The organism is Achromobacter mucicolens (assembly GCF_029866465.1).
GTDB classification, from domain to species: domain Bacteria; phylum Pseudomonadota; class Gammaproteobacteria; order Burkholderiales; family Burkholderiaceae_B; genus Achromobacter; species Achromobacter mucicolens.
The window spans coordinates 4,710,592-4,730,412 of sequence record NZ_CP123364.1; the positions used below are offsets into that span (position 1 = coordinate 4,710,592).

The 19,821-nt window shown below is 65.9% G+C and carries 17 protein-coding genes; 6 read left to right on the top strand and 11 right to left on the bottom strand.

All coding sequences use genetic code 11. The features are described 5' to 3' along the window. The first annotated feature begins 12 nt into the window (after positions 1-12). Positions 13-2,148: an acetate--CoA ligase family protein gene (locus QEP15_RS21520; RefSeq protein WP_280148032.1), complete on the top strand. Its 2,136-nt coding sequence runs from the start codon at positions 13-15 to the stop codon at positions 2,146-2,148. Between the two features lie 27 nt (positions 2,149-2,175). Here QEP15_RS21520 and QEP15_RS21525 read toward each other — a convergent pair whose 3' ends face one another. Further along, positions 2,176-3,159: a Bug family tripartite tricarboxylate transporter substrate binding protein gene (locus QEP15_RS21525; RefSeq protein ID WP_152382563.1), complete on the bottom strand. Its 984-nt coding sequence runs from the start codon at positions 3,157-3,159 to the stop codon at positions 2,176-2,178. 185 nt (positions 3,160-3,344) lie between these two features. Further along, positions 3,345-4,235, bottom strand: a complete 891-nt coding sequence (locus QEP15_RS21530; RefSeq protein WP_280148033.1) for a LysR family transcriptional regulator — start codon at positions 4,233-4,235, stop codon at positions 3,345-3,347. Positions 4,236-4,384: 149 nt separating this feature from the next. Here QEP15_RS21530 and QEP15_RS21535 point away from each other — a divergent pair, with 149 nt between their 5' ends. Then, positions 4,385-5,389, top strand: a complete 1,005-nt coding sequence (locus QEP15_RS21535; protein WP_280148034.1) for a tripartite tricarboxylate transporter substrate-binding protein — start codon at positions 4,385-4,387, stop codon at positions 5,387-5,389. 49 nt (positions 5,390-5,438) lie between these two features. Continuing rightward, positions 5,439-6,386 (top strand): amidohydrolase family protein, encoded by a 948-nt coding sequence (locus tag QEP15_RS21540; protein ID WP_280148035.1) that lies wholly within the window; start codon positions 5,439-5,441, stop codon positions 6,384-6,386. Positions 6,387-6,432: 46 nt separating this feature from the next. Here QEP15_RS21540 and QEP15_RS21545 read toward each other — a convergent pair whose 3' ends face one another. Continuing rightward, positions 6,433-7,215 (bottom strand): hypothetical protein, encoded by a 783-nt coding sequence (locus QEP15_RS21545; protein WP_280148036.1) that lies wholly within the window; start codon positions 7,213-7,215, stop codon positions 6,433-6,435. A 318-nt stretch (positions 7,216-7,533) separates the two neighbouring features. Between QEP15_RS21545 and groES the strand changes: the two genes are divergently transcribed. The 3 genes from groES (at position 7,534) to QEP15_RS21560 (ending at position 10,736) form a co-directional block, all read left to right on the top strand. Then, on the top strand, positions 7,534-7,821 hold the full coding sequence (groES, locus tag QEP15_RS21550) for a co-chaperone GroES (RefSeq protein WP_006221616.1): 288 nt from the start codon (positions 7,534-7,536) through the stop codon (positions 7,819-7,821). 37 nt (positions 7,822-7,858) lie between these two features. Beyond that, complete coding sequence (groL, locus tag QEP15_RS21555) at positions 7,859-9,499, top strand: chaperonin GroEL (protein WP_056325479.1); 1,641 nt, start codon at positions 7,859-7,861, stop codon at positions 9,497-9,499. Positions 9,500-9,728: 229 nt separating this feature from the next. Beyond that, complete coding sequence (locus QEP15_RS21560; protein ID WP_175156052.1) at positions 9,729-10,736, top strand: YihY/virulence factor BrkB family protein; 1,008 nt, start codon at positions 9,729-9,731, stop codon at positions 10,734-10,736. Positions 10,737-10,746: 10 nt separating this feature from the next. Here QEP15_RS21560 and QEP15_RS21565 read toward each other — a convergent pair whose 3' ends face one another. From QEP15_RS21565 to QEP15_RS21600, 8 genes are all read right to left on the bottom strand, one after another. After that, a complete protein-coding gene (locus tag QEP15_RS21565) occupies positions 10,747-11,811 on the bottom strand; it encodes an Ldh family oxidoreductase (RefSeq protein WP_280148037.1) in 1,065 nt (354 codons plus the stop codon). A gap of 10 nt (positions 11,812-11,821) precedes the next feature. Then, positions 11,822-13,342, bottom strand: a complete 1,521-nt coding sequence (locus QEP15_RS21570; RefSeq protein ID WP_180097815.1) for a mannitol dehydrogenase family protein — start codon at positions 13,340-13,342, stop codon at positions 11,822-11,824. Positions 13,343-13,401: 59 nt separating this feature from the next. Next, positions 13,402-14,937, bottom strand: a complete 1,536-nt coding sequence (locus tag QEP15_RS21575; RefSeq protein WP_280148038.1) for a UxaA family hydrolase — start codon at positions 14,935-14,937, stop codon at positions 13,402-13,404. 32 nt (positions 14,938-14,969) lie between these two features. Continuing rightward, positions 14,970-15,836, bottom strand: a complete 867-nt coding sequence (locus tag QEP15_RS21580) for a fumarylacetoacetate hydrolase family protein (protein WP_152382570.1) — start codon at positions 15,834-15,836, stop codon at positions 14,970-14,972. A 31-nt stretch (positions 15,837-15,867) separates the two neighbouring features. Further along, the gene (locus QEP15_RS21585; protein WP_152382571.1) at positions 15,868-16,614 is read right to left on the bottom strand and encodes an SDR family oxidoreductase; all 747 of its coding nucleotides are present in this window, start codon (positions 16,612-16,614) and stop codon (positions 15,868-15,870) included. 12 nt (positions 16,615-16,626) lie between these two features. Beyond that, on the bottom strand, positions 16,627-18,036 hold the full coding sequence (locus QEP15_RS21590) for a TRAP transporter large permease (RefSeq protein ID WP_280148039.1): 1,410 nt from the start codon (positions 18,034-18,036) through the stop codon (positions 16,627-16,629). A gap of 49 nt (positions 18,037-18,085) precedes the next feature. After that, positions 18,086-18,712 (bottom strand): TRAP transporter small permease, encoded by a 627-nt coding sequence (locus QEP15_RS21595; RefSeq protein WP_175156059.1) that lies wholly within the window; start codon positions 18,710-18,712, stop codon positions 18,086-18,088. An 80-nt stretch (positions 18,713-18,792) separates the two neighbouring features. Beyond that, positions 18,793-19,767, bottom strand: a complete 975-nt coding sequence (locus QEP15_RS21600) for a sialic acid TRAP transporter substrate-binding protein SiaP (protein WP_152382573.1) — start codon at positions 19,765-19,767, stop codon at positions 18,793-18,795. Positions 19,768-19,821 lie beyond the last annotated feature (54 nt).

A 19,821-nucleotide genomic window follows, 5' to 3' on the forward strand; every position in this document is an offset into this window, starting at 1 on the left:
ACGCCGATATCCATGAACCCGTCTGCCCTCCCCTCCCTGTCCCGCCTCTTCGATCCGCAAGGGATTGCCATCGTCGGCGCGTCGGCCACGCCCGGCAAGATCGGCGCGATGCCCGTCAGCCTGCTGCTGCAGCACGGCTATGGCGGCCGCATCGTCCCCGTGAATCCGCGCGCGGACACCATCGCTGGCCTGCGTGCCGTGCCCGGCCTGGACGCGCTCGACGCGGACATCGACCTGGCCATTCTGGCGGTGCCCGCCGCCCACGCCGCGCAGGCACTTGAACGCGCCCGCCCGGGCCAGGTAGGCGCGGCCGTGGTGTTTACCTCCGGCTTTTCCGAAACCGGCGCGCAAGGCGCGGCCGAACAGGACCGGCTGTGCGCCATCGCGCGCGAGCGCGGCATCCGCCTGCTGGGACCGAATTGCCTGGGCTTCATGAATGTGCGGCGCAACGTCTACGCGACGTTCTCGCCCGCGCCCGCCAACGGTGTCGTCGCCGCCGGCGGCATCGGCATGGTGACGCAAAGCGGCGCGTTCGGCGCCTACGCCTACAGCATGGCGCGCGAGCGCGGCCTGGGCCTGTCGCACTGGATCAGCACCGGCAACGAGGCCGACATCGACGTTGCCGACTGCATCGAATGGCTGGCCAACGATACACACACCCGCGTCATCATGGCCTACATGGAAGGCTGCCGAGACGGCGCCAAGCTACGCCACGCGCTGTCCGCGGCGCGCGCTGCCGGCAAGCCCGTGGTCGTGACCAAGATCGGCCGCACCCAGGCCGGCGCGCAGGCCGCGGCCTCGCACACCGCGGCACTTGCCGGCGACGACGCCGTGTACGACGCGCTGTTCCGCCAGTACGGCGCCCTGCGCGCGCGCACCATCGAGGAATTCTTCAACCTGGGCTATGCGCTGGACACCTGGAAGCGCCCGCCGCAAGGCCGCCGCCTGGGCATCTTCACCATTTCCGGCGGCGTGGGCGCGCTGATGGCCGACGACGCCGCCGACAGCGGACTGACGCTGCCCGAACCGGCCGCGGACGCGCAGGCCAGGCTGCTGGAACGCGTGCCGTTTGCCAGCGGCCGCAATCCGGTCGACGTCACCGGCCAGGCCGTCTCCGAACCTGGGCTGCTGCTGGCCACCGCCGACGACATGCTGGCCGATGGCCGCTACGATGCCCTGGCTGTCTTCCTGGCCGCCGCGGGCTCGTCCGAAGCGCTGTGGCCCACCTTCGAAGCCTTCGCGCGGCAGATGCAGGCGCGCCATCCCGACGTGCCGCTTGCAATTAGCGCCCTGTTCCCGCCTGCGCGGCGGCGCGAACTGGAGCGTCTGGGCTGCCTGGTCTTCCCGGATCCCAGCGCCGCCGTCCGCACGATCGCTGCGGTGGCCGCCATGGCATCCCATTCCGGCCGCGGAACGACGCAAGCGGATCCCGCCCCGGACACGGCTAACCGTGCGCCGCTGCGCGAAACCTATACCGAAATCCAGGCCATGGAACTGCTGCGCGACGCCGGCATGCCGGCTTCCCCGAGCACGCTGGCGGTTGATGCCGACGCGGCCGTGCGCGCCGCCGGCGACCTTCGCGCGGCAGGCCAGGACATTCCTGTCGTCCTAAAAGTGGTCTCGCCAGATATCACGCACAAAAGCGACGTGGGCGGCGTCAAGCTCAACATCCGGGGCGAGGACGCGGTGCGACGGGCTTATGCGGACATCATGGCCGCGGTAAGCCAGCATCGCCCCGACGCCCGCGTCGAGGGGGTACTCGTCGCGCCCATGGCGCCCAAGGGCGTGGAATGCATCGCGGGCGTGCATTGCGACCCGGTGTTCGGGCCCGTGGTCATGTTCGGACTGGGCGGCGTTTTCGTCGAGGTGCTGAAAGACGTCAGCTTCCGGCTGGCGCCCTTTGGCCGCGATGAGGCCCTGGACATGATTCGCGAGATTAAGGGATACGCGCTGCTGCAGGGCGCGCGCGGGGCGCCCCCGTGCGATGTCGATGCCCTGGCCGACGCGCTGGCCACCCTATCCCGGTTCGCGCATGCGCGAGCGGGGGATTTCAGCTCGGTCGAGATCAATCCCTTGCTGGCGCTGCCCGAGGGACAGGGCGCGGTGGCGCTGGACGCGGTGGTGATTCGGAAAGGCCAGCCTGCGTGATGTGCTGGGCACTGGGGCCAGTTCCGTCTACTGCTCCTTCAGCCCCAACGATTTCACCAACGGCGCGAACAGTTTCTTTTCGTCCTGCACGCGCGTGGCGTAATCGGCCACGCTCAGCGGGATCGCCTCGGCGCCCGCATCCAGGAAGCGCGCCTTGATATCCGGCCGCGCCAGCACCTTGTTGATCTCGGCGTTCATGCGTTCGACCACATCATCGCGGGTGCCCGCGGCCGCATACACGCCGAACAGGCTGTCCGCGAACACGCCGTCAATGCCGGCCTCGGTAAAGGTCCGGATGTCGGGCGCCACGGCCGCGCGTTGCCGGCTTGCCACTGCCAGCACCTTCAATTTGCCCGCCTGCACCATGGGAAAGACCGTGGCGGGTCCAAACGCGAAGTCGATCTGGCCCGCGGCCAGGTCTTGTATCGCCGGCGCCACGCCGCGATACGGCGCGTGGGTGGCCTGCATGCCAGTGGCCTGCTTGAGCAGCTCGCCGGCCAGATGCGGCGTCGTGCCGTTGCCGGCCGACCCGTAATTCAGGGGCTCGGGCCGCTTGCGCGCGTATTCCACGAACTCTTCGAGCGTATTGACGCCAAGCGAGGACCGGACAAACAGGAACAACTGGCTGTTGGCCAGCAGGGCAACCGGCCGCAAATCCCGCTGCGGGTCGAACGGCATGTTGGCGAACATCAGCGGGTTGACCGATTCGGTCGTCGACGGATTGAGCAGGAAAGTATGGTTGTCGCGGCCATTGCGGACCACTTCGGCCCCCGCCAGGTTGCCGCCCGCACCGCCACGATTCTCCACGATGACGGTCTGCTTCAAGGCCTCGGCCAAGTGCGGCTGCACGGTGCGGGCCAGCACGTCGACCAGCCCGCCGGGCGCCAGCCCCACGACCAGACGAACGGGCTTGGTGGGCCACGCCGCAGACGATGTTTGTGCATGGCTGCCCGTCGTCCAACCCGCCAACGCCAGCATCATCACGGCCAGACAACGTCTACGCAGCAGCATGCAATTCTCCTTAAGGGGGCTCTACCCCGAGATCATGCGCCCGGTGCGTCCCGCGCCGCACCACGGTGAACCGCCCTGATTGCGCATCGCGGCGGCGGCCCCGCATGTGCCGCTCATTCTTCACAAAAGTTTAAGCATAAAGAATCCCTGATAACCCTAGCTTGCCGGCGGCAGGCCAGGCTTCGCTATTCGGTGGTCTGTGACAGTTCGTGCTCCAGGCCGGACTCCAGCTGCCGCGCCACGCGCCCCAGTCCCCGGTTCAGGGGCCATACGATGGAAAGGTCAAGACCGCCTTCCACATCGACGGGTACGACGTTCAGCCCATGTCGACGCGCGTACAGGCCGCTCATGCTATCGAGGATGGCCACGCCCAGGCCCCGCTCCGCGAAGGCGCAGGCGGCCGAGTACTGATTCACCTCGATCACGGGCAGAAAGGGCAACCGCTCCCGCTCGAACTGCCGCGCCGTAAGCGCCCCCACCTGCAAGTGACGACTGAGCGAGATATAGGGGATGTCCGCCAGATCGGACAAGGCGAGTTGACGGCGGTCCGCCAGCGCGTGGCCGGCCGGCATCACGGCCTGCAGGGTCAACCGCGCCAGCGTGCGCTGACCCACGTTCGGCAGCGCGGCCGAGCCGATCACGATGCCGATATCGATACGCTGATCGGCCGCCAGCCCCGCCACGCCCAGCGTCATGTCCGTACGCACGCTGACGCGCACGCCGGGCTCGCGGGCTTGCAACCACGCCATCGCACCGGGCAGGATGCTCGCGCCCACGGCCGCCACCGCCCCCACGTCCAGCCTCGCCTGCGCCCCGCCCCGCATGCTGGCCGCCACCCGTTCGGCGTTGTCCATCGCAGCAAGCGCATGATCGATCTCCGGCAGCAACATGCGGGCCTCGGCGGTCAGCGCCAGCCGGCGTTTCTCGCGGCTGAACAGCGCAAAGCCCAACTTGTCTTCCAGCGACTTCAGCATCGCGCTGGCCGCGGGCTGCGACATCCCGGTGGCCGCAGCCGCCAAGGTGACGGAACCGGTTCGCCCCACCGCTTCAAACAGCGCCATCTCGCGTTTATTCATGCAAACCTCTTTTCTCATACATATTCATGTATGAAATGACTAAATATATATATTTGACTATATCAATCCGCCTGCCGGACACTGGCTCCACATCACAACAGCCGGCGCCGCTTCGATGCGGCGCACGGCAATACCGCGAGGAGACAACGATGCAGACGAGACCTGGCGCTCACCCACGCAGGCTGCTGGCCAGATTGCTTGCACCGCTGCTTGGCAGCGCGTTGCTGGCTTTCGTGGCCCCCGCCCTGTCCGACACCCCGGCCGGGGGCACGATCCGGATCGTCGTCGGCGCCCCGCCGGGTGGCGCGCCCGACACCGTGGCCCGCATCGTGGCGCAGCACATGCAGGTGGGTGGCCGTGCCGTGATGGTCGAAAACAAGAACGGCGCCGCCTCCATGATCGCGGCCGCCTATGTGGCCCGCGCGCGGCCCGATGGCAACACCCTCTTGCTCGCCAGCCAGACGACGGTCGCGGTCGCGCCCACGCTGCAGAACGTGACGACGTTCGACCCCATGAAGGATTTCACGGGCGTGGCGTTGGTGGGCAGCGCGCCGCAGGTGCTGCTGGCCGGGCCGAAGCTGCGCGCCAACTCCGTCCAGGAACTCATCGCGCAGGCCAAGGCCGCGCCGGGCGAGATCGATTTCTGTTCGGGCGGCATCGGCACCTCGCCCTCCATGGCGGCCGTGCTGTTTGCCCAGACCGCGGGAATCGAACTGCACAGCATCCCGTTTGCCGGCGAACAAGCCTGCATCACTGAAATGCTGGCAGGCCGCCTGCCGTTCATGTTCGCCAATGCCTCGACGGCCCTGCCCTACATGAAGGACCAGCGCCTGCGCGCCCTGGCCGTGACGAGCAACGCGCGCGTCAGCTTCGCGCCGCAGTTACCTACAACGGCCGAAGCGGGCCTCAAGGACTACGAGGTCGCGACCTGGCTTGGCCTGCTTGCCCCCGCCGCCACGCCGCCCGACGTCGTCAACGCACTGAACGCGGAAGTGCGCCGCGTGCTGCGCCTGCCGGATGTGCGCGAGAAGCTGCAGGCGCAGGGCTATGCGCTGTCGGACGACAGCCCGGCGGCGTTCACCCGCTACTACCAGGCCGATCGCGACAAATGGGTGCGGCTGATCCAGACCGCCGGCATCAAGCAGAACCCCTGAGCGCCGACGTTTGAATGCGTTTCCCGACCCCGAACCTTTCGAGCATCCCATGAGCCGTACCCAGTCCGCCGCTTCTTCCGACGACCCGCGCACCGTGTTGGGCGTCCATCACAGCCCTGTCGCCGGCACGATTCCGCCCGGCGCCTGCGATTGCCACGTACACATCTTCGGCCCCTTCGACCGCTATCCGCTTGCCGAAAACCGCGTGTTCATGCCGGGCCTCGCCTCGACCGATGATCTGCTGGCGCTGCACGCGGCGCTTGGGGTTGACCGGGCAGTGGTTGTGCAGGCCAGCCCTCAAGGCACCGACAACCGCTGCATGACCGATGCCCTAGCCACCCTGAATGCGGCAGGCCACGCGTCGCGCGGCGTCGCGGTACTGGCGCCCGATATCTCGCGCGAGGGCCTGCGCGCGCTGCATGCGGCAGGCGTAAGAGGCGCGCGCGTCAACCTGCAATCGTTCGGCCAGCAGGATCCGGCCATCGCGCGCGATGCGCTGACGCGCACCGCCGAGCAAGTCGCCGACCTGGGTTGGCATGTGCAGATCTACACCACGCTGCCGGTGGTTGCCGCGCTGGCGCCCGCGCTGCGCGACTGCCCCGTGCCGATCGTGATCGATCACTTCGCATTGGCGAGCGCCGTCGCCGGCACGGGCCAGCCCGGCTTCGATGCGCTGCTGGAGACGGTGGCAACGGGCAATGTGTACGTAAAGCTCTCCGCGCCGTATCGCCTTACGGTCTGGCAGGACGGCCGCCCGCCCATCCAGGCGCGCGAGATCGCACGCGCCCTGATCGATACGCGGCTCGACCGCATGCTGTGGGGCACCGACTGGCCGCATTCGGGAGCATGGCCGGGTGTGGCGCGCACACGGGATCGGAGCGAACCGCTGCATCCCATCGACGACGGCGAACAACTGTCGGCGTTTTGCGCTTGGGTGAGCGAAAAGGAAAAGCAGGCGATCCTGGTGGATAACGCGGCGCGGCTCTATGACTTTTAGCGCGTCGGAATACCGAATGCCCGGTACTCCGGGCCGCGTCACAGCACTACCTATTTCTCTCCGTGATTACGGAACATCCCTTGAAATTGAAACCTGCAGAGTCTTCCAGCAAGTTGAGATAGGGGCTCAGAGGATTTTCGGGAAAGGCTCGCGCATACGTAATCGATATGGGCCCCCAATAGACCTCCCTGCGGGCCTCGCATCTGAACTCTCGAATCGAGATATCACCCGCGTCATCAGCCGTCGCAGCAGTCACCTTCTTGTACATGAATCTTTGGCCGGAAAACGTACTGCTTCCCGGCATCAGCCCCTCGGCTTGAGTGACTCGCCATCTCCAATTGCGAAAAGGCTCGTAGCTGATGCGATAAGGAGACCCATGAACGGATTCACTGCTCGCATTGGATAGGTGGATGTGCATTCGTGCAGGCCAGAATATATTCAGCAGAATGACGGAGAGCACCACTGCGCCCCAACCGAGCCACTTCTTGCCGCCAAGCAACATGATGAGCCAGCCTGCTAGCGCCAACTGGATTCCAAACCAGTTCAGCCACGGCGGAATCTCGTTATCGCTCCACGGCCGGTATGTGACGTTGTAAAAACCAGCCAGATTGGCAACGACGGTGAGCAAAGCGCCGACGACAGCAAGGCGACTTGTCAACCGGACAGTTTTAATACTGGGTGCAAACATCACGATAATTTCATCCTCCGGGTTTGAGCTTCCGTTGCAAGAGTTGCCAGTGCACATCGGAGAACGCCAACTCACATCCGCTAAAGCCAACGCGCCTGCCACATCCGCGATGCGGCGATACGATATAGAGATCGATTGCACATTCGAATCAGACAGGTTCGAAAGTCGTTATCAAGCAGGAGCGCAGGTATCGGCGAGGCTCCAGATTGCTAAGCGGAGCGGCCGGGGTTTCACGCGGGACATGATTCCACCCTGTTTGTCCGCATCCAATCACATCTTTCCGAGGCGTCGCTCTCACCAGGATGCCGAGCCCCTGCTCTCCCCGAAGATGTAACAGCGCACCTCCCCCCCTTGAACCTCCAAACATCATCCCTATAATTAGCACTCGACACCGGTGAGTGCTAACACCTCCCGGGGCAAACCGACCATTCACTTACTTTTAGTTAACAGGAGTTCCTCATGGCCTTGCGTCCCCTGGGCGATCGCGTGATCGTCAAACGCCTCGAAAACGAGCGCAAGACTGCCTCGGGCATCGTCATCCCGGACAGCGCCGCTGAAAAGCCCGACCAGGGTGAAGTCGTGGCCGTCGGCCCCGGCAAGAAGACCGAAGACGGCAAGATCCTGCCGGTTGACCTGAAGGCTGGTGACAAGGTTCTGTTCGGCAAGTACGCCGGCCAGTCCGTGAAGGTTGATGGCGAAGAACTGCTCGTCATCCGCGAGGACGAAATCCTCGCCGTGGTCCAGTAAACCCTGCCTCAAACGAATTTTCGAAGGAAGCTAAGACATGGCTGCCAAGCAAGTATTGTTCGGTGATGACGCCCGTGTGCGCATCGTCCGTGGCGTGAACGTTCTCGCCAACGCTGTCAAGACCACCCTGGGCCCCAAGGGTCGCAACGTCGTGCTGGAGCGCTCGTTCGGCGCCCCGACCGTGACCAAGGACGGTGTGTCCGTCGCCAAGGAAATCGAACTGAAGGACAAGTTCGAAAACATCGGCGCCCAACTCGTCAAGGACGTCGCGTCCAAGACCTCCGACAACGCCGGTGACGGCACCACGACCGCGACCGTGCTGGCCCAGGCCATCGTTCAGGAAGGCCTGAAGTACGTTGCCGCCGGTTTCAACCCCATCGACCTGAAGCGCGGCATCGACAAGGCTGTCGCCGCTGCCGTCGCCGAACTGCAAAAGCAATCCAAGCCGGTCACGACCAGCAAGGAAATCGCCCAAGTCGGTTCCATCTCGGCCAACAGCGATTCCTCCATCGGCCAGATCATCGCTGACGCGATGGACAAGGTTGGCAAGGAAGGCGTCATCACCGTCGAAGACGGCAAGTCGCTGGAAAACGAGCTGGACGTCGTCGAAGGTATGCAATTCGACCGCGGCTACCTGTCGCCCTACTTCATCAACAACCCGGACAAGCAAGTCGCCGTCCTGGAAGACCCGTATGTCCTGATCTTCGACAAGAAGATCAGCAACATCCGCGACCTGCTGCCCGTGCTGGAACAAGTCGCCAAGTCGAGCCGTCCCCTGCTGATCATCGCGGAAGACGTCGAAGGCGAAGCGCTGGCCACCCTGGTTGTGAACAACATCCGTGGCATCCTGAAGACCACCGCCGTCAAGGCGCCTGGCTTCGGCGACCGCCGCAAGGCCATGCTGGAAGACATCGCCATCCTGACGGGCGGCACGGTGATCTCCGAAGAAACCGGCATGTCGCTGGAAAAGGCCACGCTGGCTGAGCTGGGCCAAGCCAAGCGCATCGAAGTGGGCAAGGAAAACACCACGGTCATCGACGGCGCTGGCGACAGCAAGTCCATCGAAGCCCGCGTCAAGCAAGTGCGCGTGCAGATCGAAGAAGCCACGTCCGACTACGACCGTGAAAAGCTGCAAGAACGCGTGGCCAAGCTGGCCGGCGGCGTTGCCGTGATTCGCGTTGGCGCTGCCACCGAAGTCGAAATGAAGGAAAAGAAGGCTCGCGTCGAAGACGCCCTGCACGCCACCCGCGCTGCAGTGGAAGAAGGCGTTGTGGCTGGTGGCGGCGTTGCGCTGCTGCGCGCCAAGCAAGCCATCGCTGACCTGAAGGGCGACACGCCTGACCAGAACGCCGGCATCAAGCTGATCCTGCGCGCTGTGGAAGAGCCCCTGCGCACCATCGTCACGAACGCCGGCGAAGAAGCCAGCGTCGTGGTCAGCAACGTGCTGAACGGCAAGGGCAACTACGGCTACAACGCCGCGACCGGCGAGTACACCGACCTGGTCGAGCAAGGCGTGCTGGATCCCACCAAGGTGACCCGCACCGCCCTGCAAAACGCTGCCTCCGTCGCCAGCCTGCTGCTGACGGCCGAAGCCGCCGTTGTGGAACTGGCTGAAGACAAGCCCGCTGCTCCGGCCATGCCCGGCGGCATGGGCGGCATGGGCGGCATGGACTTCTAAGTCCCGCTCTTCTTGCAAGGCCTCCCCGGCTTCGGCCGGGGAACGCAGTATCCAAAAACCCCCGGTCCTTCGCCCCGGGGGTTTTTCTTTTGTCCGCCCGGATATCTTTGCGTGTTGTTTCAGCGGCGCCGGATTTCCCGGGGTTGGCAAACTTTTGCCAACAATCTGCCCGTATCTGGGGCTTGCATGCGTCCCTACAATGAAGGTTCGCCTCACCGAGAATCCGCCCATGCGACTGCCCCGAACCGTGCTGCGTATCCTGCGCCCCTCCCAGATCAGCGGCCTGCTGGTCGACTCGGCCAAACAGTGGTCCAGTCATCGCGCGTCCAGCAAGGGTGCGGCGCTGGCGCTGTACATGGTGTTTTCGTTGGCGCCGATGCTGCTGCTGGTGATCGCGGTGGCAGGCGCCTTCTTCGGGGAGGAAGCGGTTCGCTCCGAGCTCTTTGCGCAATTGCGCGACCTGATCGGCGATCGCGGGGCCGAGGTGATCCAGACCGTGCTGGCCAGCGCCCACGAATCGGGCGGCGGCTGGATGGCGGCGCTGGTGTCGATCTGCGTGCTGATCTTCAGCGCGACCACGGCCTTTGCCGAGCTGCAGGCCAGCCTGGACGAATTGTGGGACGTGAGGGCCAACCAGAAGAGCGGCCTGCACGGACTGGTGCGCAGCCGTCTGCTGTCGTTCGGCCTGGTGCTGGTGCTGGCGCTGTTCCTGCTGGTGTCGCTGACCGTGAACGCGGCGCTCGCGGCGGCCAGGGGCATCTATGGCTCGCTGTGGGCCAACTCGACGTTCTCGATCGTGGCCGATTGGGCGTCTAATCTTTTTTCGTTTTCGGTGGTGGCGGCGCTATTTGCGGTGATCTTCAAGCTGCTGCCCAGCGCCAAGATCTCGTGGCAGGACGTGATCCCCGGGGCCATCGTGACGGCCGGGCTGTTTTTGCTGGGCAAATGGGGGATCGGGCTGTACCTGAGCCGCGGCGCGGCGGTGTCGGCCTATGGCGCGGCCGGGTCGCTGATCGCGCTGTTGCTGTGGATTTGGTATTCGGCGCAGATCTTCTTCTTTGGCGCGGTCTTCACGCGCCAGTTTGCGCTGCGCTTTGGCAAGGTGGAGCGGCCGCGCACGCCGTCCGCCGAACCGCCGGTTCAATCGCCCGCGCAATCGCCCGCGCAAACGTCCACGCAATCGCCCACGCAGCCGCCCGCCCAATCGCCCGTGCAGACGCCCCCGACCGACGCCTGACCTCCGGGCTTCACGCCTGCCGCGTCTGATGCAAGGGTGGCAGTGCCGCGCCAAGCCGGTCGCTCCAGACCTGCATCTCGTGCCAAAGCGCCGGCGGCACGGGCAAGCCGAGGCGTTGGCGTTCCGCTTCGTGCGTGGCCTCCGGATCGCCAGGCATGCGAGGCTTGCCGGGCGCTTCCGATAGCTCCATCGCCATTCCCGCCACCACGGACGCCAGGGCCGCGCCCCCCGCGAAGCGCGCCGGATCGATGACGATGAAGAAAGCGCCCAGTTCGCGCGGCCGGTCCAAGGCGTCGTACATGGGCGAGATGTGCGGGCCGTGAGGGTTGCCGTTCAGCGGTCCGCACAGCAGCTCGATCATCATTGCCAAGCCATAGCCCTTGTAGCCGTATTCCTCGCCGCCCAGCGGACGCAGGGCGCGCGCGGCCTGCGCATCGGTGGAGTCGTCGCCCCGCCCGTCCAGCGCCACGCCCGGCGGCAGCGCCGCGCCGTCGCGCCGCGCGTTCATGACGCGGTTCCACGGAATGGCGGTTGTCGCCATATCCAGGCAAAGCGGCTGTCCGCCCGCACGCGGGAAGGCGAGCGAAATGGGATTGGTGCCGAAAAAGGGCGCATGGCCGCCGAAGGGTGCGGCGATGGAATCGGAATGCGTGAAGGCGATGCCGATGAGACCCTGCCGGGCGGCCGCGCGGCTGTACAGGCCGATCGCCCCGCAGTGAGACGAATCGCTGACGCCCACCGCCGCCACCCCAGCCTCGCGCGCCAGGTCGATTGCCAGCGCGTTCGCCCGATGGGCCACCACGATGCCCTGCCCCCGGCCGCCATGCACCTGGGCGGCTCCCGGCCCCGTCCGGTCGACGCGGATGTCCGGGCGCGCCAGGATCGAGCCATGCGCCACGCGGTTCAGGTAATGCGGCAGGCGCGCGATGCCGTGCGAATCGATGCCCCACAGGCTGGTCTGCGCCAGGCTTTGCGCCAGACAGCGCGCGTCATCGGCCGGAAAATCCTGCGCCAGCAGGCACGCCGTGCCCCAGCGTTCCCAGTCGGTGGCGGTCACGCGGCGGTCGGCGTTCATGTCCTGTCTCCTAGGTGGCCGCCTGCACGGCATGGATCACACCGTGCTCGCGCAGCGCTTCCAGATGCTTGGTCAGGGCGCCCACGAACTCGGCCGAATTGCCCAGGTCGCCGAACACCGGTTTGAAACGCGCCAGCACCGTCGCGCGCCGCTGCGCCGCCTGCGACGGCATGGCGGCATGCGCGGCCACCTCGGCACGCGCCAACAGGCGGTCAAGGCGCGCGGCAATGGGGTCCTGGATGGGGTAGGCGCTGCCCTGCTCGTCTTCGCCGCGCAGGTAGTTCAGCCATGCGGCAACCGCCAGGCACAGACGATCGATGCCGTGGCCGGCACGCAGCCGGTCGCGGATGGTGTCCAGCAGGCGCTGGGGCAGCTTCTGCGATCCGTCCATGGCGATCTGCGACAGCGGATGCGGCAGCGCCGGGTTGGAGATCCGTTCCAGAAACCGCAGACGGTATTCCACCAGCCCCGTGTCGGGAATGCCGCGCAGGGTCGGGGCGATCTCTTCGCGCATCATGGCGTCGACGAACGCCCGCAGGGCGGGCGTGTTGGCGGCATCGGCCACCGTATGCAGTCCCAGCGTCGCGCCCAGGTAGGCCAGCGCCGAATGCGGCCCGCTGACCATGCGCAGTTTCAGACGCTCGTAGGGCGCCGCATTGCGCACGAAGGTGGCGCCTCCGTACGCGTCCCAGGCAGGGCGGCCGGCGGCGAACCGGTCTTCGATCACCCAGTTCAGATAGGGCTCGCCCAGCACGGGCCAGGCATCCTCGACGCCCAGGCGTTCGGCGATCCGCCGGCGGTCCTGGTCTTCGGTGGCCGGCACGATGCGGTCGACCATGGAATTCGGAAACGTGCAGTGGCGGTCGATCCAGTCGGCCAGGGTCACGTCGACGCGCAGCGCAAAGGCCAGCACCAGGCTGCGCAGCGTGTCGCCGTTGCCGCGCAGGTTGTCGCACGACAACAGCGTGATCGGCGGCAGGTCGCGTTCGCGGCGCAGCGCCAGGCCGTAGACCAGGATGCCGATGGTGCTGCGGGGCCGGATGGGGTTTTCCAGATCGTGCACGATGTCCGGATCGTCCCAGCGCAAATGCCCCGTGGCCGGTTCGTGGCTGTAGCCCTTTTCCGTCACGGTCAGGCTGACGATGCGGGTCTGCGGATACGCGATGCGTTCGAGGACGGCGTTGGGGTCTTCCTCGGCCACCATCACGCGCAGCACGGATCCCACGATACGCAGGTGTTCGCGGTCCTGGCCGTCCGGACCGGCGTCGCGCACGGCCAGCGTGTACAGCCCGTCCTGGGGCGTGAGCGCATCGCGGGTGGCGGGGTGACGCAGCGAGACGCCCAGGATGCCCCAGGTGAGGTCGCCGCTGGCTTGCATGGCCTGATCGGTCACAAACGCCTGATGCGCCCGATGAAAGGCGCCCAGCCCAAGATGGACGATGCCCGGCGTCAGCCGGCTACGGTCGTAGCTGGGCTTTTCAACGTCGGCGGGCAGACGCGGCAATGACTCCGAATTCAAACGTTCAAGCATGGGTGCGCTATGCCTAAAAGGGGAGACGCCAGGGTATAGCATGCCCCGAGCCGTCTTCGCTACATCACCGCGCCCAGTTGCCACGGGACGAATTCATTTTGTCCGTAGCCGTGCGTCTCGCTGCGGGTGCGCCGGCCCGACGCCGTCTGCAGCATGAGCTGGAAAATTCGCTCGCCCATCTGCGCCACGCTTTGCGCGCCGTCGACGACTTCGCCGCAATTGATGTCGATATCGTCGGACTGGTGCTGCCAAAGCGCCGTGTTGGTGGACAGCTTGAGCGACGGCGCGGGCGCGCAGCCATACGCAGACCCGCGGCCGGTCGTAAAGCAGATCAGATTGGCGCCCCCGGCCACCTGCCCGGTGGCCGAGACCGGGTCGTAGCCCGGGGTGTCCATGAAGACCAGCCCGCGCGTATGCACGGGCTCGGCGTACTCGTAGACGTCGGTGAGATTGGTCGTGCCGCTCTTGGCGATGGCGCCCAGCGATTTTTCCAGGATGGTGGTCAGCCCGCCCGCCTTGTTGCCGGCCGAGGGGTTGTTGTCCATCTCGGCATCGTTGCGGGCGCAGTAGTCTTCCCACCAGCGCACCCGCGCCAGCAGCTTGTCCGCCACGGCGGGCGATTGCGCGCGGCGCGTCAGCAGGTGCTCGCCGCCGTAGATTTCCGGCGTCTCGGACAGGATGGCCGTGCCGCCGTGGCGCACCAGCAGGTCCACCGCGGCGCCCAGCGCCGGATTGGCGCTGATGCCGGAATAGCCGTCCGACCCGCCGCATTGCAACCCCACGGTCAGGTGGCTGGCGGGCACGGGCTGGCGCTGGACGCGATTGGCCTGGTCCAGCATGCGCTCGACCAATTCAATGCCGCGCGCCACCGTCTTGCGCGTGCCGCCCGTGTCCTGGATGTTGAAGGTGTGCAGCATGCCGCTTTCGCGCAAATGCTCCTGCTCCATCAGCCCGCCGATCTGGTTGGTCTCGCAGCCCAGCCCCACGACCATCAGCCCGCCAAAGTTGGCATGCCGGGCGTAACCGCCCAGCGTGCGCCGCAGCACGCGCAATGGTTCGCCGTCGCTGCCGGTGGCGCAGCCCGCGCCATGCGTCAGCGCCACGACGCCGTCCACGTTCGGACAGGCTGCCAGGGCCTCGGGCCGGATGTCGCGGCGGAAGTGATCGGCGATGGCGCGCGCCACCGTGGCCGAACAGTTCACGCTGGTCAGGATGCCGATGTAGTTGCGCGTGGCGATGCGGCCGTCGGCGCGCACGATGCCGTCGAACATGGCCGGCGCCCCCACGTAGTCGGTGGGCCGCGCATCTTGCCCCACGGCATAGTCGCGCTCGAAATCCGAGAATTCCAGATTCTGGGTGTGAACGTGCTGGCCGGGCGCAATGTCCTGCCGCGCCACGCCGATGATCTGGTTGTAGCGGCGCACCGGTTCGCCGGCCGCGATGGCGCGCACCGCCACCTTGTGGCCCGGCGGCACCAGCCCCACGATAGTCACCCCCTCGCCTTCCAGCCTCGTGCCGCTGACAAGCTGGCGTCTGGCGATCACCACGTTGTCCGCCGGGTGAATGCGGATGACTGCCGTATTGGTCTGCGACATGAGAACTCCGGAATCCAGGGGGGCCTTGCGGATCAGCCGTCAATCAGGGCGGGATCCCAGGCATGGACGCGCTGGCGCTGTTCGCCCAGGCCCGCGATGCCCAGTTTCATTTCGTCGCCCGCTTTCAGATAAACGGGCGACGGCTTCTGGCCCATGCCCACGCCGGGCGGCGTGCCGGTGCTGATGAGGTCCCCCGGGTACAGCGTCATGAAGCGGCTGACGTACGACACCAGCTGCGCCACGCCGAACACCATCGTGCGGGTGCTGCCATTCTGGTAGCGCTTGCCGTTGACCTCCAGCCACATCTCCAGGTCCTGCGGATTGGGGATCTCGTCGGCCGTCACCAGCCACGGCCCGACAGGGCCAAAGGTATCGCAGCCCTTGCCCTTGTCCCACGTGCCGCCGCGTTCGATCTGGTATTCGCGCTCGGACACGTCGTTCACCACGCAGTAACCGGCCACGTGCTTCATGGCGTCGGCCTCGCTGACATAGCGGGCCTTCTCGCCGATCACCACGCCCAGCTCGACTTCCCAGTCGGTCTTGACCGATTCCTGCGGCAGCACGACCGGATCGTTGCAGCCCACCACGGCCGACGTCGTCTTCATGAAGACGACAGGTTCGGCCGGCACCGGCAGTCCGGACTCGGCGGCATGGTCGGCGTAATTCAGGCCGATGCAGATGAACTTGCCCATGCCGCGCCACGGCGGCGCCACGCGGCCGGGCTGCGCAACAAGCGGCAGCGACGCCGGATCCAGCGCGCGCAACTGCGCCAGCTTGGCGGGCACGAGCGACTCGGCGGTGATGTCGGAAATGACGGACGACAGGTCGCGGACCTGGCCCTCTGCGTCGATCAAGGCGGGCTTTTCCGAGCCCTTGGCGCCATAGCGCATCAGTTTCATAGCGGTTTCCTGGTTGCTGGAAAAGAAGAATTCAATTGGACCAGCCGCCGTCGATCACCTGCGCGGTGCCGGTGGTGAAGGCGGATTCGTCGCTGGCAAGATACACCGCCAGCGCGGCGATCTCTTCGGCGCGGCCGATCCGGCCCATTGGCTGGCGCGCGGTGAAGGCGGCTTCGACCGCCGCGACGGACTGGCCGCTGGCCAGCGCCTGCGCGTCGATGCGCTGGCGCAGGGACGGCGACTCCACCGTGCCGGGGCAGATCGCGTTACAGCGGATGCCCTGCCCCACGTAGTCGGCGGCGACCGCCTTGGTCAGGCCGATGACGGCTGCCTTGGTGGCGCCGTAGGCGCAGCGGTTGGGCGCGCCCTTGATGCTGCCCGCCACGGACGCCATGTTGACGATGGAACCCGCGCCGCGCGCCAGCATGGCCGGCAGGCAGGCACGGATCAGCAGGTACATGGATCGCACGTTCAGGTTGAACGAGAAATCCCAGGCGTCTTCGTCGCAATCCAGGATGGTGCCGGCATGCACGAAGCCCGCGCCATTGAACAGCACGTCGACGCCGCCCGCATCCTGGGCCAACGCGCGCACGGCGCGGGCGTCGGTCACGTCCAGCACGTGGGTGCGGCAGCCGGACAGCGACTCCAGCGCGGCGCCGTTCAGGTCCACGGCCAGCACATCGGCGCCCTGGTGCGCGTAGGCCAGGGCCACGGCGCGGCCAATGCCCTGCCCTGCGGCGGTGACGATGGCGGTCTTGCCTTGCAGTCTTGCTGACATGGGCGTGCGTCCTTATTTGCCGGTCATGCCCATTACGGTGGGCAGCCACAGGGTGATCGAAGGAATGTAGGTGATGGCGATCAGCGCCACGAACAGCGGCACAAGCCACGGCAGGATGGCCATCGTGGTGCGCTCGACCGACAGCTTGGCCACCCGCGCCAGCACGAAGAGCACCATGCCCATTGGCGGATGCAGAAGGCCGATCATCAGATTCAGCGTCATGATGAGCCCGAAGTGGATCGGGTCAATGCCCAGTTTCAGGACGATGGGCAGCAGGATGGGCACGAGGATGGTGATGGCCGCGATGGTGTCGATGAAGCAGCCGACGATCAGGATCAGCACGTTCGCCATCAGCAGGAACACCCACTTGTTCTGCGTCACGCTCAGGATGGCGTCGGTAAGCGCCTGCGCGGCCTGCGTCGTGGTCAGCAGCCAGGCGAACACCGAGGCTGCCGTCACGATGAACAGGACCGACGCGGTGGTCTCGATGGTGTCGAACGACGCCTTGGCCAGCGTGCGCAGCGTCATGGAGCGATAGCGCACCAGTCCCAAAAAGAGCGCCCAGATCACGGCCGCCACCGCAGCTTCCGTGGGCGTGAACCAGCCCAGCGTCATGCCGCCGATCAGGATCACCGGCGCCATCAGCGCCATCACGGCCGAAAAGTTGAACTTCCAGTCCAGCAGCAGCAAGGCCGCGAACGAGATGCCGGTGGCGATGTTGGGCGACACGCCCGCCAGCGTCATCAGCCAGATCGACATCGGAAACGCCAGCACGATCAGCACTTCCAGCCCCGCGCCCCCCAGCCGCTTCCAGTTGAAGGCAACGTCGCCGCCCCAATTGTTGCGGCGCGCGTAGTAGGCCACGGTGAGCATCATCAGGATGGTCAGCACCAGGCCGGGAATCAGGCCTGCCAGGAACAGCGAACCGATCGACACGTTGGCCATCATGCCGTAGATGACGAACGGCAGCGACGGCGGAATGATGGGGCCCAGCGTGGCCGATGCGGCCGTCACCCCGACCGCGAACTCGGTCTGGTAGCCGTGGTCCTTCATGGCCTTGATCTCGATGGTGCCCAGGCCCGCGGCGTCGGCGATGGCGGTGCCGGACATGCCGGCAAACACCACCGAGCCGATGATGTTCACCTGCCCCAGCCCGCCGCGCATCCAGCCCACCAGCGCGACGGCGAAGTTGTAGATGCGGCCCGTGATGCCCGCGATGTTCATCAGGTTGCCGGCCAGGATGAAGAACGGCACGGCCAGCAGCGGAAACGACTCGACGCCCGCAATCATGCGCTGCGCGATCACGACGTCCGGCACGCTGCCGGAAATCAGGATGAACAGCAGGGATGCGCCCGCCATCGAGACCGCCACCGGCAGCCCCATGATCATCAACAGCAGAAAGGTTCCAATCAGGGTGCCCATGTTCGCTCCTGGCAAAGGCACTGCGGATTCGGGAATTCAGTCCAGCGCTTCAGTCCAGCGACTCATAGGCCGCGGGGTTCTCCAGGATGGAGTAGCCCTGCCGCCAGTTCTGCACGGACACCTGCAGAGACCGCAAGAACATCATGACGAAGCCCGCCAGCGCCACCCAGTAGACGTACGCCTTGTTCCAGAACAGCGTCGTCATGGGCTCGTCGCCGACCAGCACGATGTAGCGGTACGTCAGCCACACGGCATAGCCGAAAAACGCGGTGCGCAGGATATCGATCAGCGTGGACAGCACGCGGCCGGCTGGCTTGGGCAGGTAGCGGTACAGGAAGTCCACCTGGATATGGCGGCACGCGCGCACGCACATCGCGGATCCCAAGAACACCACGCCGATCAGGCAATACACCGCCAGCTCCTCGGTCCAGGCGTACGAGTCGTTCAGCACGTAGCGGGAAAAAAACTGCAGGAAGACCAGCAACGCCATCGCCCAGAACATGGCCAGGCAGATCCAGTCTTCCGGCTGGTAGCCGGACAGGCTGACCACGTGATGATCGGCTTCCTCGAAACTCTGGACGATCTCGTCCACCGAGGCGACATGATGCGGACCGGGCGGCTGGTCCGGCGGATTGCTGACGGCCGCCATCGGCGCGGCCTTCGCGTTGGAGTGCATGGAATCTACCCTCGTGCGGGATCGGTATGGCGATCAGATCAGGCGCGGCGGACCGGCGTGGCGGCCCGCCGCGCCGGCGTTCACTTCACCGCCTGGATCTTTTCCCAGTCCGACTTCTCGTAACCGTATTGCTTGAACGGCACCTTCTCCAGCACCGTGTTGCGGAAGTCGTCGATGTTGACCTCGGCCACCGTCAGGCCACGCTGTTTGAAGACGTCGACCATCTTCTTCTCGGACGCGGCCACTTCGGCCGACGCCTTTTCCGCGGCCTGCTGCGCGACCTCGGCGAAGATCTTCTTGTCCTCGTCCGACAGGCTCTTCCAGAGCTTGCCGGAGATCACCGTGTTCAGGTGATCGACGATGTGGCCGGTGAGGATGATGTTCTTCTGCACCTCGTAGAACTTCTTGGCCTCGATGGTGGTCAGCGGGTTTTCCTGGGCCTCGACCGTGCCGTTCTGCAAGGCCAGATAGACCTCGGCAAAGGCAATGGGCGCGGTGTTGGCGCCACAGGCGCGCGGCATGGCCAGATACGCGGCCACGTCCGGCACGCGAATCTTCAGGCCCTTCATCTCGCTGCACTTGGTGAACGGCTTGTTGGACGTCGTCTGGCGCGTGCCGTAGTAGGTGGTCGCGACGATGTGGTTGCCGCTCTTTTCGTCGTAGCCCTGCGTGAGCTCCTTGTAGATGTCGCTCTTGGTGTAGGCGATCAGGTGCTCGGGGTTGCGGAAGGTATAGGGGTAGTACGTGACGCCGATGCGCGGAAAACTCTTGGCCGCGAAGCTGGACCCGGAGATGATCATGTCGACCGTGCCGAGCGTCAGCCCCTGGTTGATGTCGTTTTCCTTGCCCAGTTGCGAGGCCGGATAGACGTCGATGTGATAGCGGCCGTTGGTGCGCTTCTCGATCTCCTGCGCGGCCCACACCGACGAGGTATGGAACGGTTCGGACGTCTCGTAGACGTGCGCCCACTTCAGTTTGGTCTGCGCCAGCGCGGAGCCGCTGACGGCGATCGCGACGGCGGCAAAGAGCACTTTGATGGCGTTGCCTGGCTTCATGTTGTCTCCTCTCTTTGAGGTGGCGGGCTCGGCGGCCTCGCGTCATGTTTTACA

What these genes read in the sequence shown, in the direction of transcription:
- QEP15_RS21520 (WP_280148032.1), top strand. Translation starts at nt 13, where the DNA reads ATGAACCCGTCTGCCCTCCCCTCCCTGTCCCGCCTCTTCGATCCGCAA.
- QEP15_RS21525 (WP_152382563.1), bottom strand. Translation starts at nt 3,159, where the DNA reads ATGCTGCTGCGTAGACGTTGTCTGGCCGTGATGATGCTGGCGTTGGCG.
- QEP15_RS21530 (WP_280148033.1), bottom strand. Translation starts at nt 4,235, where the DNA reads ATGAATAAACGCGAGATGGCGCTGTTTGAAGCGGTGGGGCGAACCGGT.
- QEP15_RS21535 (WP_280148034.1), top strand. Translation starts at nt 4,385, where the DNA reads ATGCAGACGAGACCTGGCGCTCACCCACGCAGGCTGCTGGCCAGATTG.
- QEP15_RS21540 (WP_280148035.1), top strand. Translation starts at nt 5,439, where the DNA reads ATGAGCCGTACCCAGTCCGCCGCTTCTTCCGACGACCCGCGCACCGTG.
- groES (WP_006221616.1), top strand. Translation starts at nt 7,534, where the DNA reads ATGGCCTTGCGTCCCCTGGGCGATCGCGTGATCGTCAAACGCCTCGAA.
- groL (WP_056325479.1), top strand. Translation starts at nt 7,859, where the DNA reads ATGGCTGCCAAGCAAGTATTGTTCGGTGATGACGCCCGTGTGCGCATC.
- QEP15_RS21560 (WP_175156052.1), top strand. Translation starts at nt 9,729, where the DNA reads ATGCGACTGCCCCGAACCGTGCTGCGTATCCTGCGCCCCTCCCAGATC.
- QEP15_RS21565 (WP_280148037.1), bottom strand. Translation starts at nt 11,811, where the DNA reads ATGAACGCCGACCGCCGCGTGACCGCCACCGACTGGGAACGCTGGGGC.
- QEP15_RS21570 (WP_180097815.1), bottom strand. Translation starts at nt 13,342, where the DNA reads ATGCTTGAACGTTTGAATTCGGAGTCATTGCCGCGTCTGCCCGCCGAC.
- QEP15_RS21575 (WP_280148038.1), bottom strand. Translation starts at nt 14,937, where the DNA reads ATGTCGCAGACCAATACGGCAGTCATCCGCATTCACCCGGCGGACAAC.
- QEP15_RS21580 (WP_152382570.1), bottom strand. Translation starts at nt 15,836, where the DNA reads ATGAAACTGATGCGCTATGGCGCCAAGGGCTCGGAAAAGCCCGCCTTG.
- QEP15_RS21585 (WP_152382571.1), bottom strand. Translation starts at nt 16,614, where the DNA reads ATGTCAGCAAGACTGCAAGGCAAGACCGCCATCGTCACCGCCGCAGGG.
- QEP15_RS21590 (WP_280148039.1), bottom strand. Translation starts at nt 18,036, where the DNA reads ATGGGCACCCTGATTGGAACCTTTCTGCTGTTGATGATCATGGGGCTG.
- QEP15_RS21595 (WP_175156059.1), bottom strand. Translation starts at nt 18,712, where the DNA reads ATGCACTCCAACGCGAAGGCCGCGCCGATGGCGGCCGTCAGCAATCCG.
- QEP15_RS21600 (WP_152382573.1), bottom strand. Translation starts at nt 19,767, where the DNA reads ATGAAGCCAGGCAACGCCATCAAAGTGCTCTTTGCCGCCGTCGCGATC.